This is a genomic window from Bradyrhizobium sp. Pha-3, from assembly GCF_042258325.1.
In the GTDB taxonomy this organism is placed as follows: Bacteria; Pseudomonadota; Alphaproteobacteria; order Rhizobiales; family Xanthobacteraceae; genus Bradyrhizobium; species Bradyrhizobium elkanii.
The window spans coordinates 1564011-1578081 of sequence record NZ_CP170151.1 but is presented as its reverse complement, the minus strand read 5'-3'; the positions used below and the strand labels follow the sequence as shown (position 1 = coordinate 1578081).

The 14071-nt window shown below is 65.2% G+C and carries 13 protein-coding genes; 10 read left to right on the top strand and 3 right to left on the bottom strand.

The annotated features are described in order from the left end of the window. Nucleotides 1-73: 73 nt before the first annotated feature. From ACE10X_RS07590 to ACE10X_RS07575, 4 genes are all read left to right on the top strand, one after another. Nucleotides 74-826 (top strand): SDR family NAD(P)-dependent oxidoreductase, encoded by a 753-nt coding sequence (locus tag ACE10X_RS07590; protein ID WP_038384238.1) that lies wholly within the window; start codon nt 74-76, stop codon nt 824-826. 76 nt (nt 827-902) lie between these two features. After that, nucleotides 903-1601: a pirin family protein gene (locus ACE10X_RS07585; RefSeq protein WP_038384267.1), complete on the top strand. Its 699-nt coding sequence runs from the start codon at nt 903-905 to the stop codon at nt 1599-1601. A gap of 90 nt (nt 1602-1691) precedes the next feature. Then, nucleotides 1692-2291 (top strand): NAD(P)H:quinone oxidoreductase, encoded by a 600-nt coding sequence (gene wrbA / locus ACE10X_RS07580; protein ID WP_375764130.1) that lies wholly within the window; start codon nt 1692-1694, stop codon nt 2289-2291. Between the two features lie 179 nt (nt 2292-2470). Beyond that, complete coding sequence (locus ACE10X_RS07575) at nt 2471-3418, top strand: DUF5996 family protein (protein ID WP_038384240.1); 948 nt, start codon at nt 2471-2473, stop codon at nt 3416-3418. 20 nt (nt 3419-3438) lie between these two features. On the opposite strand, the gene ACE10X_RS07570 is transcribed toward ACE10X_RS07575, so the two are convergent. After that, nucleotides 3439-3585: a hypothetical protein gene (locus tag ACE10X_RS07570; protein ID WP_157787941.1), complete on the bottom strand. Its 147-nt coding sequence runs from the start codon at nt 3583-3585 to the stop codon at nt 3439-3441. A 165-nt stretch (nt 3586-3750) separates the two neighbouring features. Here ACE10X_RS07570 and ACE10X_RS07565 point away from each other — a divergent pair, with 165 nt between their 5' ends. Further along, entirely contained in the window at nt 3751-4857 is a 1107-nt protein-coding gene (locus ACE10X_RS07565) for a glycoside hydrolase family 5 protein (RefSeq protein WP_038384241.1), read from the top strand. Nucleotides 4858-4981: 124 nt separating this feature from the next. Beyond that, on the top strand, nt 4982-6469 hold the full coding sequence (locus ACE10X_RS07560; protein WP_038384242.1) for a hypothetical protein: 1488 nt from the start codon (nt 4982-4984) through the stop codon (nt 6467-6469). Between the two features lie 48 nt (nt 6470-6517). Here the strand turns inward: ACE10X_RS07560 and ACE10X_RS07555 are convergent, their stop codons facing one another. Continuing rightward, nucleotides 6518-7117: a DUF1080 domain-containing protein gene (locus ACE10X_RS07555; RefSeq protein ID WP_038384243.1), complete on the bottom strand. Its 600-nt coding sequence runs from the start codon at nt 7115-7117 to the stop codon at nt 6518-6520. A 219-nt stretch (nt 7118-7336) separates the two neighbouring features. On the opposite strand from ACE10X_RS07555, the gene ACE10X_RS07550 reads away from it, so the two are divergent. From ACE10X_RS07550 to ACE10X_RS07540, 3 genes are all read left to right on the top strand, one after another. Further along, nucleotides 7337-7807, top strand: a complete 471-nt coding sequence (locus tag ACE10X_RS07550; RefSeq protein WP_244435766.1) for a cupin domain-containing protein — start codon at nt 7337-7339, stop codon at nt 7805-7807. Between the two features lie 72 nt (nt 7808-7879). Beyond that, nucleotides 7880-8119, top strand: a complete 240-nt coding sequence (locus ACE10X_RS07545; protein ID WP_038384244.1) for a DUF2171 domain-containing protein — start codon at nt 7880-7882, stop codon at nt 8117-8119. A gap of 56 nt (nt 8120-8175) precedes the next feature. Further along, a complete protein-coding gene (locus tag ACE10X_RS07540; protein WP_038384245.1) occupies nt 8176-8517 on the top strand; it encodes a hypothetical protein in 342 nt (113 codons plus the stop codon). Here ACE10X_RS07540 and ACE10X_RS07535 read toward each other — a convergent pair. Next, nucleotides 8491-12606: a GAF domain-containing protein gene (locus tag ACE10X_RS07535; RefSeq protein ID WP_375764129.1), complete on the bottom strand. Its 4116-nt coding sequence runs from the start codon at nt 12604-12606 to the stop codon at nt 8491-8493. The two genes, ACE10X_RS07540 and ACE10X_RS07535, sit on opposite strands and share 27 nt — an antisense overlap. Nucleotides 12607-13008: 402 nt before the next feature. On the opposite strand from ACE10X_RS07535, the gene ACE10X_RS07530 reads away from it, so the two are divergent. Beyond that, entirely contained in the window at nt 13009-14061 is a 1053-nt protein-coding gene (locus ACE10X_RS07530; RefSeq protein WP_375764128.1) for an Ldh family oxidoreductase, read from the top strand. Nucleotides 14062-14071: the final 10 nt, after the last annotated feature.

Below are 14071 nucleotides of genomic sequence, written 5' to 3'. Positions count from 1 at the left end.
AATAGTTTCTATTTCTATACCACAGCCGGAGGCATATCCAAGTCCCATCAAATTCAATCGATGGAGAAATCCAATGACCAAGAAGCTCTCAGGCAAGGTCGCCCTCGTTACCGGCGGTTCGCGCGGCATCGGCGCAGCCAGCGCCCGTGCACTCGCCGCGGAAGGTGCGAGCGTCGCGATCAGCTACGTCGCCTCTCCCGAAAAGGCCGAGGCCGTCGTCGCCGAGTTGAAGGGCAAGGGCGTCAACGCCCGCGCCTACAAGGCCGACCAGGCCTTGTCATCCGATGTCGATCAGCTGGTGAAGACCGTGGCCAGGGATTTTGGCCGGCTCGACATCCTGGTCAACAATGCTGGTGTCGCATCCGGCGGTGCAGTCGACGATCCCAAGGCCGATACCGCGACGCTCGCCCGTCAGGAGGCGATCAACATCGACGGCGTGATCACCGCGATCCGCGCCGCCTCCAAGCTGATGGGCGAAGGCGGCCGCATCGTCACCGTCGGCTCCATGCTGGCGGATCGCGCCTCGTTCCCGGGCCTTGCCGACTACGTCGCCACCAAGGCGGCCGTCGTCGGCTACACCAAGGGCGCGGCGCGCGACCTCGGACCGCGCGGCATCACGGTGAATGTGGTGCAGCCCGGCTCGATCGACACCGACATGAACCCGAAGGACGGTGGCGAGTTTGCCGAGACGCAACGCCTCCAGCACGCGCTGCAGCGCTTCGGCCGCCCCGAGGAAGTCGCAGCCGGCGTCGTGTTCCTGGCAAGCCCGGAAGCCTCGTTCGTGACCGGCACCGTGCTCAACGTCGACGGCGGCTTCGGCGCCTGATCGAAAAATTTTCTGGAGACGCCGGGCGCAGTGCGCCCGGCCCGCTCCTTAAACATCGACAACAAGGGGAATGAGCATGATCGAACTCAGACCATTCGCAGAGCTTGGCGGCGCCGACCACGGCTGGCTGAAGGCCAAGCACCACTTCTCGTTCGCGAGCTACTACGATCCTGACAATGTCAGCCACGGCGCGCTGCGTGTGTGGAATGACGACGAGATCGCGCCCAACTCCGGCTTTCCTGCGCATCCGCACGCCAACATGGAGATCATCACCTTTGTTCGCGAAGGCGCGATCACGCACCAGGACTCGCTCGGCAACAAGGGACGCACCGAAGCCGGGGACGTGCAGGTGATGAGCGCCGGCAGCGGCATCCGTCACTCCGAATACAATCTGGAGCCGGCGAAGACCAAGATCTTCCAGATTTGGATCGAGCCGACGACGAAGGGCGGCCACCCGACCTGGGGCTCCAAGCCGTTCCCGAAGGCGGACCGCTCCGGCAAGCTCGTCACCATCGCCTCGGGTATCGACGGCGACAATGACGCGCTGCCGATCCGTGCCAATGCGCGGGTGCTCGCCACCACGCTGAAGGCCGGCGAGAGCGCGGAATACGCCGCCGACAAGGCCCGTCACCTCTATCTGGTGCCGGCGGCCGGCAGCATCGAGGTCAACGGCGTGCGCGTCAATGCCCGCGACGGCGCCGCGATCCGCGACGAGGCCAAGCTGAAGATCACCGCGCTCGAGGATGCCGAGCTCGTGCTCGTCGACGCGGCCTGACCACCACTCACCCTGCATGCGCGGGCCGACGTCCGCGCATGCTCCTCCCCAGATCATCTCCCCCCTACCTCAACCCTAAAGGAGGCCATCATGGCCAAGGTTCTCGTTCTCTATTACTCCGCTTACGGTCACATCGAGGCGATGGCGAATGCCGTCGCGGAAGGCGCGCGCGAAACCGGCGCCACCGTCGATATCAAGCGCGTGCCCGAGCTGGTGCCGGCCGAAGTCGCTAAGGCCTCGTACTACAAGCTCGACCAGGCGGCGCCGATCGCCAAGATCGACGATCTCGCCAATTATGATGCGATCATCGTCGGCACCGGCACCCGCTTCGGCCGCATGGCCTCGCAGATAGCCAACTTCCTCGACCAGGCCGGCGGCCTCTGGGCCAGGGGCGCGCTGAACGGCAAGGTCGGCGGCGCCTTCACCTCGAGCGCGACCCAGCATGGCGGCCAGGAGACCACGCTGTTTTCGATCATCACCAACCTCCTGCATTTCGGCATGACGGTGGTCGGGCTGAACTACGGCTTTGCCGGACAGATGAGGCTCGACGAGGTCACCGGCGGTGCACCCTACGGCGCCACCACGATCACCGGTGGCGACGGCAGCCGCCAGCCCAGCGAGAACGAACTCGCCGGCGCCCGCTATCAGGGCCGTGCGATCGCGGAGACCGCGAGGAAACTTCGCGGCTAAGCCGCATGGTGAAGCCGGTTGAGCTTCACGCCCGGCCGGATTCTCGCGCAACAGGGCGGCACTCTCCCGGACGATTGCCGCCCGATCCGCTGTTTCGGCAGTGTCGGTTCCCGAAGTCATCGGGACCACTTTCGTGGTATGCCGCAAGACATCTTGTCGGCGCAGCTCAGAGGTTTGCCATGACCAACACACAAAAAACCCGCTGGCCGGAACTGCCGACTGCGGCGTGGCGCGACAGCTGTGCCACGCTCCAGCTCTTCACCCAGATCGCCGGCAAGATCCGGCTGGCGAAGTCGCCCTGGCTCAATCATTCCTGGCACGTCACGCTCTATGTCACGGCGCGCGGGCTGACGACCTCGCCGATCCCCGACGGCGATCGCACCTTCCAGATCGACTTCGATTCCATCGATCACATGCTCCGCATCTCGACCAGCGACGGCACCGAGCGGCAATTCGCCCTGGCCGGTCAATCGGTCGCGAGCTTCTACGCGGCGGTCATGACCAATCTGAAGGACCTCGGCATCGACGTCGCCATTGACGAGATACCGAACGAAGTCGCCGACCCGATCCGCTTCTCGCAGGATACGCAGCATGCATCGTACGATGCGGATGCCGTGCGCCGGTTTCACCGGATCCTTGTGAACTGCGATCGCGTGTTCAAGCAATTCCGGACCGGCTTTCTCGGCAAGGCGAGCCCGGTGCATTTCTTCTGGGGCAGCTTCGATCTCGCGGTGACGCGGTTTTCCGGCAGAACCGCACCGCGGCATCCCGGCGGCGTGCCCCATTTGCCCGACGAGGTGGCGCACGAGGCCTATTCGCACGAGGTCAGCAGCGCAGGCTTCTGGCCGGGCGGCGGCGCGATCGATTATCCCGCATTCTACTCCTACGCCTATCCGGAGCCCGCGGGCTATCGCAGCGCGCCGGTACGGCCCGATGCTGCGTTCTTCAGCGAGGCACTCGGCGAATTCGTCCTGCCCTACGATGCCGTGCGAATGGCTGCAGACCCCGACAAGGCGCTGCTCGAATTCCTGCAATCGAGCTATGAGGCAGCGGCCATCAACGCGAACTGGAACCGTGCTGCGCTGGAATGCGCTCCGGGCCAGCCGGGCGTGGTTCGAGGGATCTAGCGACGCGCCGCACCGGCGGCTCAATCCTCTTCGCGCGACGGCGTTGCCTTGCCGAGCGCCTGCTTCAGCCGTGCGGAGAGTTTCGGATAGTGACGCAGCGCCAGCACGGCGCGGTCGCGACCAAACGCTTCGTTTGCGATTCTCGTGGATAGTCGACGAAGGCGCATAAGTTAAATTTTCGTGTTACGTCTTTACCGCATCGTTGCTTGGCCGAGCTATCCTTCGGACGACGCCCCGCGACCCCGGCCGGCTCGAAACACAACAGGCAGTATATTCGTGAGCGCCCCGCAACCCGTCACGATCCCGCGACAACCATCGCACGCTGACCGGTCATGATGCGGCCATCGATCCTTGCCCTCGCGGTCAGCGCGTCCATTCTGCTGTCGGTCGCCGCGCGGGCCTGTCCCGCCTTGACCGACGGCGTCCCGGCCGACCGGCTCAAGGCGCTGTCGCGCGGCGTCAATGCCGACGGCTGGATCGCCGATCCGCGGTCGGCGCCGCCCCGCGGCCTGCTGCTCGAGCTGCGCAAGGCCGGCATGACCCACATCCGGCTGCCGGTGCCCGCCGACTTCGTCATGCCGCGCTCCGCCGCGAAAGCGGAGATCGACAGCCGCCTGCGCACCATCGATGCGGCGCTCAAGGCCCTGCTCGGCCTCGGTTATGCAGTGTCGATCGATCTGCATTCCGGCGAGCGCTTCAACGCGCTGCACAAGGACGATCCCACCAGTGCGATGACCGAACTGAAGCGCGCCTGGACCGAGCTCGCAACGGTCATGCAGCGCTATCCGTCCGACCGTGTGTTTGCGGAGCTGTTGAACGAGCCGGATGTCGAGGCCGCGCAATGGCAGGGCGAAATCCGGGAGCTGGCGGGCTTCGTTCGCCAGTTGCTGCCGCAGACCACGCTGGTCACCGGGCCGGTCAACTGGCAGCGCGCGGATTCGCTGCCGGGCTTCACGCCGCTCGACGATCCGAACGTCGTCTATGCCATCCACTTCTACGATCCGATGGTGTTCACCCATCAGGCCCATTGGGATCCGAGTGAGCCGCTGCACGACGTCACCGGATTGCCCTATCCGGTCCGCGCCGACGATCCCAGGGTTCAACAGCTGCGGGAGCAGCTCACCGCGCTTGACAAGCGCAAGGCACTCGCGATGGTGGACCGCGCCATTCCCGACCGCGGCATCGACAAATGGCTCGAGCCTGCCGCCGCCTGGCAACGGCAATATTCGCGGCCGATCATCATCAATGAGTTCGGCGTGCTCAAGGCCGGCGCGCCGCGCGACAGCCGGCTGCGCTGGCTCGCCGGCGTGACGGCCTACGCCCGGCAACAATGCTGGGGCTGGACCCATTGGGAGCTGTCGCAGGGCTTCGGCCTCGCCGACGCCGTCACCGGCAAGGTCGACCGCGATGCGCTGAGCGCCCTGCTCGGCACCCGCTGACCCATCTGGTTAACCGGTTCTTACACAATGAGCGGCTAGATCGACGATGCTGGTGTGGCACGCCCACACGTCCGGTCACGTTAGGTCAGAGCCTGTGCGAGCAGAGATAGCCCCGCGGCCGCTGTTGGCCGGCGATCTGATTCCTGCACTCGGCATCGCCGTGGCGTCGATCGCATTCGCACCGATCATGCAGGCGGCCAACGCCGGGCTCGCGATCGTCGTCGAAAGCCTGATCGGCTGCGCCATCGTGCTCGCGGTGCCGGCCTACGCGCCGTCGATCGCCATCTTCATCATCTTCTTCCAGAATCTCTTCGTCTCGATTCTGTCGTCCTATATGACGACCGAGCAGGAGATGGATTTCGTCAAGGGCTACAATTTCCTGGTCTGCGCGGTGATGTGGCTGGTCACGCTGGCGCTCTATGCGCTGCACCAGCGGAAACATTCCGCCGAGATCGACCGGATCATGAAATGGGGGTTGATCACCCTCGCAACCGTGACGGCGTATTTCCTGCTCGGCGCCACGCAGGATTCGCACGCGGCCCTCGTCTATCTGCGCAACATCGCGCTACCGCTGTTTCTGTTTCAGCTGTCGCTGCTGACGGCCGCAACCTTCGAGATCCGCATCACGCCCTTCCTGGTGACGGTTGCCGCGCTGCTGATCGTCTGCGGATATGTCGAACTGCTGTTCCGCGATTTCTGGCTCTCCATCACCAACGGCTACACGTTCTGGCATTTCGACGAGCTGAAGGCAACCCGTTCCGGATCCTGGGAAGCCGAGATGCGCGCAACCGGCAGGGTACCGGTGGATCTGATCGATCGCTTCCGTTTCAGCTTTCTCAACAGCCCGTTGTTCGAGGACCTCGGCCTCTCGTCGTTGCTGCGCATCTTCGGACCGAACATGAGCCCGATCAGCTTCGGTTACGGCATCGCCTTCTCCATCCTGTTCCTGTTCGCAGTCGGATATCGCTGGCTGGCGCTGGCCGCAATCCCCCTGCTGATCTGCTGCAGCGTGAAAGGTGCGCTCATCCTGGTCATCTTCGTCGCCCTGGCCTGGACGGCAACCTGGCTGCTCGGCGCCACCATCACCCTTGCCGTCGCGCTGGTCGGGCTCGTGCTGTACGCCATTGCCGCGATCTATATCGGACTCCAGATCGGCGACTTCCACGTGATCGGCTTCATGGGCGGCTGGGATGGATTCCGGCAGAACCCGATCGGCCGCGGACTTGGCGTCGGCGGCAACCTCTCCGAAGGCTACTTCTCGATCGACTGGAACGCCGCGCAGGCGGCCGGCACGATGGACGGCGCGGTGGAGAGTGCCGTCGGCGTGTTGCTGTACCAAATGGGGATCGGCTCGCTGGTGCCGCTCGGCTACTTCCTGGCGATGGCGCTGAAGGCCTGGCGGCTCTACGCCTCGTCGGGAATTCTCATGCAAGGGCTCGCCGCCTTCGGCACGATGGTCGTGCTGGTGAACGGCATCTTCCAGGAAGAGGCGCTGTTTGCGCCGCCGGCACTTGGGCTGTTGCTGTGCCTGACCGGGCTCGTGATCGGCCATCATCTGCGCACGCAAGGCGACGATCGGAAGGTCTCTACGACCGACAGTGCTCCTCAATGAGGAGGGGCCTCGTCGCGTTGCGACCGAGGCCCCGCTCAACCGATGCCGTCAGAGCGGCTTGATCTGCACCTTGCGGAACTTGACCACGCCCGAACCATACTGGAGCGCGATGTAGCCGTTGGCGTGCTTGGAGTCCTGGGCGTCGACGGTCTTCTGGCCGTTCAGCGTCACGACGAAATGCGGCCCCTGCGCCGTGATCTCGTAGACGTTCCACTTGCCGGCCGCCTTCGGCATCGGATCGACCTTGCCGACGTCGACAATCGCGCCGGTGCCGTAGGTCGGGTCCGGTCGCTTGTCGAAGATGTTGACCTCGTAGCAGACCTTGGAGTCGATCACCTTGTTGCCTTCGCAGCGGATAAAGATGCCGCTGTTGGCATCCTCGTCGGTCCAGAACTCCGCCCGGATCTGGAAATCCTTGTATTGGTTTTTGCTGACGAGATAGGAGAGATCCTTGCCGTCGAGCTTGTCGGCGACCAGCGCGCCGTCCTTCATCGCCCAATTGGCCTTGCCGACCTCGTCCCAGTCACCCTTCTTGGAGCTGTCGAGCAGCGTGATCCAGCCGTCGTCCCCCGAGGCGGTGGTGGAAAATTGCAGCGCGGCCGCACCGATCACAAGTCCCGCCGCCAGTATCGACAGATGCTTCTTCAAGGTTATCCTCCCGTCTTTTGGTTGGCGCGCAACCTATCATCGTCTGCGGCGGCGTAAATGCTTTTTCATATTGCAACTGCGTTGTGTCACGGATCGCTGTCGCAATCCTGAGATCAGACATGCACGGCCGCGTCTTGCCGGGCGGAAGCGAGGTCGACTAGCATCGCGCGGCATACGGGCGCGGCAGTCGCCCGAGAAATCCGATCTGGGAGCATACCGATGACGGCGTCGAACCGATCCTGGCGATACCTGATGACGCCATTGGCTCTTGCCGGCGTGCTGAGCGTCAGCTCCGCTGCCGAGCTCAATCCGGCCGCCGTCACCTACAAGCTGCCGGATCAGATTCCCTGGAGCCCGGTCGATGCGCGCGGCGCGCAGAATGCGGTCGTGGTCGGCGATCCATCGAAACCCGGCTTCTACATGGTCTACACCAAATGGACCAACGGCAATCACTTCAGCCGTCCGCACTTCCATCCCAACGACCGCTACATCGTCGTGCTCAAGGGCACCTGGTGGGTCGGCTCGGGTCCGAAATTCGATCCCAATCACGGCACCGTGGCGATGCCGGCCGGAAGCTTCGTCACCCATTTCGGCAAGCAGGTGCACTGGGACGGCGCCAAGGACGAGGATGCCGTGCTGCTGATCATGGGCGAAGGCCCGGCCACCGCGACCGAGGTCGAGCAGAAGTAGCCGGAACCGGCTAGCAACCTTTGCATCCACGCGGCGTTTCATCCCCTCATCATCATGACGAGGAGATGACGCATGGCAAACGCTGCCGACGTTCGGGAACATATGGATGTGATCTCGTCGGACAAGAAAACGGTCGGCAAGGTCGACCACATGGAAGGCACCGACAAGATCAAGCTGACCAAGCAAAGCTCGCCTGACGGTCAGCACCACCACTTCATTCCGCTGTCCTGGGTCGACCATGTCGACCAGCACGTCCACCTCAACAAATCGGGCTCCGACGTGACGGCGCATTGGCAGCACGGCCGCCAATAGCCGCGTTGCGCGAGGTGGGAGCGATGCTATCATTCCGGCCCGAGGAAGGGCCTCCGATGCATCCCGCCGCCAAGCTGCAATTTGCCCGCATCGTCGACGAATTCGTGCGTTGGCGCGCCATTCCTGAACCGGAACGGCCGCCCGCGCCGGCCTGGTGGTGGGGGCCGGCATTCGAGATGCGCGATGCCGCCGATCCGCTGCCGCCCACCTGGAGCCGCCGCCTCCGCCTGCCTGACGGCGCGAGCTTTGCGGAGGCTGCCCTTGTGTTGCGCCAGACTTTGGCCGGCCAGGACATCCTGCCGTGGCCATATGATTTCTCGCGCAAGGTCGCATCGACCGATTCCGACGTTCGCGACCTGCCCGTGCAGCCGTCAGACGACAGCGCGTTTCCGCCCTAGATCCGGCCCAGCCTCGCTAGTCGCCTCGTCATCCAACGACGGCTGCAACGGCGGCGACGCCTCTGCCTGCGACGGCTTCAACAATTCGGCGAGATCGCGCGGCGGCAGCGGCCGGCTGAACAGGAAGCCCTGCATCTCGTCGCAGGCGTGGGCGCGCAGGAATTCCTGCTGCTCGGAGGTCTCGACCCCCTCGGCGACGATGGTCATGCCGAGCGCCTTGCCCATCGAGATGATCGCCTGCGCGATCGCGACGTCCTCGGAATCATTGGGCAGGTCGCGCACGAAGGAGCGATCGATCTTGATGGTGTCGATCGGGAATTGCTTCATCAGCGACATCGACGAATAGCCGGTGCCGAAATCGTCGATCGCGAGCCGAATGCCGCGATTCTGGATCGCGTCGAGCACGCGCACCGCGCGCGTCACGTTGCGCATCACCATGCTCTCGGTGACCTCGAGCTGGAGCAGCGCCGGCGACATGCCGCTCTCCTCCAGCGCCGCGTCGATGTCGTCGAGCAAATTCGGATCGCCGAACTGCCGCGGTGAAAGGTTGACCGCCATCGTCACGGCCTTGAGGCCGCGGCGCTGCCACGCCATGTTCTGCGCACAAGCTTCCTTCAGCACCCAGCGGCCGATCGGCACGATCAGGCCGATCTCCTCGGCGAGCGGAATGAACTGCCCCGGCGATACCTTGCCGAGCTCCGGATGGGTCCAGCGCAGCAGCGCCTCGACGCCGCTGATCGCTCCACTCGCCATATCGACCTTGGGCTGATAGTCCAGCGAGAACTGGTTGCGCTCCAGCGCGCGGCGCAATGCGCTCTCCATCGTCAAGCGCTCGATCGACTGCGCCCTGATCTCGTTGGAGAAGAAGCGGAAGCCGTTCTTGCCGTCTTCCTTGGCGAGATACATCGCCATGTCGGCATTCTTGGTCAGCGTCTGCACGTCCGAGCCATCGGCCGGATACATCGCGATGCCGATCGAGGCCGTGGTGTGGCACTCATGTCCGCTGATCGTCAGCGGCTGGCTGAGCGAGATCAGCAGATCGCCGGCGATGCGCTCGACATCGTCGCGTTCGGCGGTCTCCTCGAGGATGACCACGAACTCGTCGCCGCCGAGCCGCGCCACCACGTCGCTCGCGCGCAACGATCCTTGCAGCCGCTCGGCGATCGCCACCAGCAGCATGTCGCCGGCGTCGTGGCCGAGCGAGTCGTTGATCACCTTGAAGCGGTCGAGATCGATGAACAACACCGCGAGCTGCCGGCGATGGCGATCCGCCGCCGAGATCGCGTGATGCAGCATCTCGTTGAACGTCTCGCGGTTGGGCAGATTGGTCAGGCTGTCGTGCGAGGCAAGGTATTCGATGCGCTCGTCGGCCTTGTGCTTCTCATCGGCGCGGTCGAAGCTCTCGAGCGCGAACGCCAGATTGTCGGCGAGGCGCTGCAGCAGCTCGGCGAACTCCGGCGTGAAGGTGTCCTTGTCAAGCGCGACGAAGATCATGACCCCGACCACCCGCCCGCTGACAACAAGCGGAAACGAGGCGCTGGACTGCGTTCCATCGAGCCGGGCGCGCTCATGGAAGGCGGCGGTCTCCGCATCGGCAAAATAGTCGTTGATGACGCACGCCTTGCCCGACCGGAACGCCCGGCCGCAGGCGCCGCGGCCCTCGGGGTGGGCCTCGCTGGTCGAGAGCGTCACCTGGCGCGCGCCCTCGGCCGCCGGCCCCGCAATCGCGACGATCCGCAGATAGTCGCTTCCGGTCTGCGCCAGCGCGATCGTGGTCGAGGTGAACTTGCCGCCGGTCGCCGCCGCCGCGCAGACCAGTCGATACAATTCAGCGCGGGACTTCGCCCGCATGATCGCCTCATTGGTCGCGCTCAGCGCCGCGAACATCCGCGACAGCCGCTCCTTCTGCTCGTCGTCCCGCGCCTTCTCGTCGGCGCGATCGAAATTGGCCAGCGCAAACGAGACGTTCTCGGCAAGCCGCTGCAACAGCGCCATCATCTCCGGGCTGAAGGTGCCGAACTCGCTTGAGAGAAACACCAGCGCGCCGATCGCCTCGCCGTTCTTGAGCAGCGGCAGGGCTGCGCCTGATTTGCTGCCGCTGTCGCGCACGGCCGGATAGACGTGCGATTCGGAGCCGAAGTCGCTGAGATAGTCGTTGCTGATGCAGGGCCGGCGCGTGCGGATCGCAACGCCGGTCAGCGTCTGCCCCTCAGGACGCGTCGCGTCGGCCGACAGCTGAACCTCGCGGGCCCGCACCCGGTCGGGGCCCGAGGCGGCCACATTGTCCAGGAACACCTCGCCGGGGCGTACCAGCCTGATCGTGGCCGAGACGAACTGGCCGCCCACCGCTGCGGCATCGCAGACCATATCGAACAGCTCGCTGCGGGATTTCGCCCGCATGATCGCCTCGTTGGTCGCGCTCAGCGCCGCGAACATCCGCCGCAGCCGCTCCTTCTGCTCCTCGGTCCGTGCCTTCTCGTCGGCACGGTCGAAGCTGCCCAGCGCGTACGAGACGTTGTCAGCGAGCCGCTGCAGGAGCTCGGCGAATTCAGCCGAGAAGGTGTTGCGCTTGGCGGAGATGAACAGCATGACGCCGACCGGCTCGTCGTCGACGATCAGCGGGAATGCCGCGCCCGATCGCGCATCCTCGCGGTCGATGACGTCGCGGAACGGGTTGCTGGCAACGTCGCCCAGAAAATCGTTGTTGATGCAGGCGCGCCGGGAGCGGAACGCCCGGCCGCAAACGCCGCGCCCTTCGGGACGTGCCTCGCTGCGCGAGACGTTGAGGCGGCGCGCGTTTGCCGCGGTAGGCCCTGCGACCGCCATCATCTCGAGGAAATCGTCGCCGGGCTTCGCGATCAGGATGCTGGTGGAGTTGAACCCGCCGCCATGGGCCGCGGCCGCGCAGACCAGCTCGAACATCTCGAGCCGCGACCTCGCGCGCATGATCGCCTCGTTGGTCGCACTCAGTGCCGCGAACATCCGCGACAGCCGCTCGCGTTCGGCATCGGCCTTGGCCTTCTCGGTGGCACGGCCGAAATTGTCGAGCGCGACCGAGACATTCTCGGCGATCCCCGCGAGCAGCGCGATGATCTCCTCGTCACGCGCCCAGGAATTGCCGGTGAAGAAGATCAGGACGCCGACGCTCTTGCCGAACCGGGTGAGCGGCAGTGCGACGCAGGCCATCAGGCCGCTGCCGGCGATCGGCTCATGCGACGGGCTCATCGATATCGGGATGTCGTGCTCGACGCAGGGCCGCTGGGTCCGGAACGCCTCGCCGCAAATCCCCTTGCCGTAGACGTTGTCCGGATCGGTCGAGAAGCGCGTCTGCGTGATCAGGTCGAGCGCCTCGCCGGTGCCGGCGACGGGCTCGAACCAGTGCGTGTCGGGTTCGGCCAGCAGCACCACCGTGGCGAAGGACTTTCCGCTGAACACCGCGGCATCGCAGACCCGCTGATAGAGATCGTGCTCGGTCTTGGCGCGAAGGATCGCCTCGTTGGTTGCGCTGATGGCACCGAACATGCGGTTGAGCCGGCGCATCGCCCGCTCGCCGCTCTTGCGCGACGCTTCGTGGTCGAAATTGTCGAGCGCAAAGGACACGTTCGCGGCCATGCGCTCCAGCAGCGAAACGATCTCTTCGCCCAGCGACTGGGCCTCGCGCCGCGTCACCATGAAGACGCCGACGCTGCGCCGGTTGCAGACCAGCGGCAGGGCCGCCGCCGCGCCGACGCCGGCCGCCGCGGCACCGCTGCGCCAGGCGGCCGAACGGGCGTCGTTGACATAATCGTTGGCGACGCAGGCGTTCTGATCGCGGAACGCCCGGCCGGCGACGCCTTCTCCCTCCGGGGTGTTGGCGAGCGCGGAAATGGTGATGCTGCGCAGTCGCGCGACATCGTCGCCGAAGCCGGCCGCGAACTTCAAGCGACCGGTATCCGGCTCCAGCAAAAACACGGTCACGGCCAGGAAGCTCCCGCTCGAGAACGCGGCTTCACAGACCTTGCCGTACAATTCTTCTGGTGATTTCGCGTACAGGATCGCTTCGTTGGTGGCACTCAACGCCGCGAATGTACGCCCGATGCTCGACTGCACGATTCCTGAAGGCCCCGGGGCCAACCCCTCCAATCTGGCGGGGAACATTGCCCGCGAGAGGCCTAAGTGGTGGTTAGCGTATCCGGCAAGTTGCACGACAAAGTAAACGGCTGACGAACGCGGACCGCGGCTTTCCGGGATATTACGGACACCAGTGTGCCAGCCTGAGGCGGAGGGCCGTACTGCCGGGATTCGCGCCCTGCCGGCGCCGCCGGAGCGACCAAATTCCGCATCGCGACCGCGCCCGTTCCACTCAGTGAAAACATCGCCGTGAGCACCCTGCTGGCGGTATGGCCGCCCGGATTTTCTGCCCTTGCTCGCCCTGCTGCGCTTTGAGAGCATGACGCCGACAACAGCAAGCACGACCCGCGCAGCACGCGGGCAGACCGCGAGGAAAATCCCATGCCGATCGTCCAGGCCGACCGTCTCACGCGCATCGGCGCGGCGCTCCTCAAGGGTGCCGGTGCATCGGAGGAGGAGGCGAGCGCCGTCGCCTCCGGCTGCGTCAACGCCAACCTCGCCGGCCACGACTCCCACGGCGTGATAGCCATCCCGACCTATATCGACCGCATCAAGGCCGGCCACATCGTGCCCGGCGCGAAATGGACCGTCGTGCAGGAGACGCCGACCACGACCGTGATCGACGGTCATTGGGGCTTCGGCTTCCACGTCAACGCCAAGGCGATGGAGATGACCATCAACAAGGCGAAGACCGCCAATGTCGCGGCCTGCACCGTGTTCCGGCAGAGCCATGTCGGACGTCTCGCGCATTACCCGATGATGGCGATGCGCGAAGGCATGATCGGGATTGCGGCCGCCGATTCCGGCCGTTCGCCGAAACACGTGGCGCCGTTCGGCGGCCGCGAGGCGCGGCTCGGCACCAACCCGCTCTCGATCGCGGTGCCGTCCGACCTCGAGGCGCCGTTCTACCTCGATATGGCGACCTCGGCGGTCGCCGCCGGCAAGATCCAGCTCGCGGTGGCGCGCGGCGAGAGTATCCCGAAGGGCTGGATCATCGATGCCGACGGACGCGACACCACTGACCCTGCGGACTATCGCAAGGGCGGCGCGCTGCTGCCGCTCGGCGGCAGCGAAGGCTACAAGGGCTCGGGCCTTTCCGCGATGGTCGAGGTGCTGTGCGGCCTGCTGACCGGGCTCGGCTTCGGCGTCGAGCCCACCGGCCGGCATAACGACGGCTGCTTCATGGCGGTGTTCAACGTCGCCGCATTCCGTCCGCTCAAGGACTTCAGGCGCGAAGTCGCCGACTTCGCCCGCTATTTGAAATCGACGCCGCCCTCGGAAGGGAGCCGCGGCGTGTTCTATCCCGGCGAGATCGAATATCTGCGCGAGCAGCAGCGGCGCAAGGACGGCATCGAGATCGAGGATGCGACCTGGGACAAGCTCAAGGCGCTCGCCGCCGATTACAAGCTCACCGACCAGCTCGACCTTCGCTGATAGTTCCGAA

Coding starts and splice junctions, on each gene's coding strand:
- ACE10X_RS07590 (WP_038384238.1), top strand. CDS start 74: ATGACCAAGAAGCTCTCAGGCAAGGTCGCCCTCGTTACCGGCGGTTCG.
- ACE10X_RS07570 (WP_157787941.1), bottom strand. CDS start 3,585: ATGCGCCTTCGTCGACTATCCACGAGAATCGCAAACGAAGCGTTTGGT.
- ACE10X_RS07565 (WP_038384241.1), top strand. CDS start 3,751: ATGATGCGGCCATCGATCCTTGCCCTCGCGGTCAGCGCGTCCATTCTG.
- ACE10X_RS07545 (WP_038384244.1), top strand. CDS start 7,880: ATGGCAAACGCTGCCGACGTTCGGGAACATATGGATGTGATCTCGTCG.
- ACE10X_RS07575 (WP_038384240.1), top strand. CDS start 2,471: ATGACCAACACACAAAAAACCCGCTGGCCGGAACTGCCGACTGCGGCG.
- ACE10X_RS07585 (WP_038384267.1), top strand. CDS start 903: ATGATCGAACTCAGACCATTCGCAGAGCTTGGCGGCGCCGACCACGGC.
- wrbA (WP_375764130.1), top strand. CDS start 1,692: ATGGCCAAGGTTCTCGTTCTCTATTACTCCGCTTACGGTCACATCGAG.
- ACE10X_RS07550 (WP_244435766.1), top strand. CDS start 7,337: ATGACGGCGTCGAACCGATCCTGGCGATACCTGATGACGCCATTGGCT.
- ACE10X_RS07530 (WP_375764128.1), top strand. CDS start 13,009: ATGCCGATCGTCCAGGCCGACCGTCTCACGCGCATCGGCGCGGCGCTC.
- ACE10X_RS07540 (WP_038384245.1), top strand. CDS start 8,176: ATGCATCCCGCCGCCAAGCTGCAATTTGCCCGCATCGTCGACGAATTC.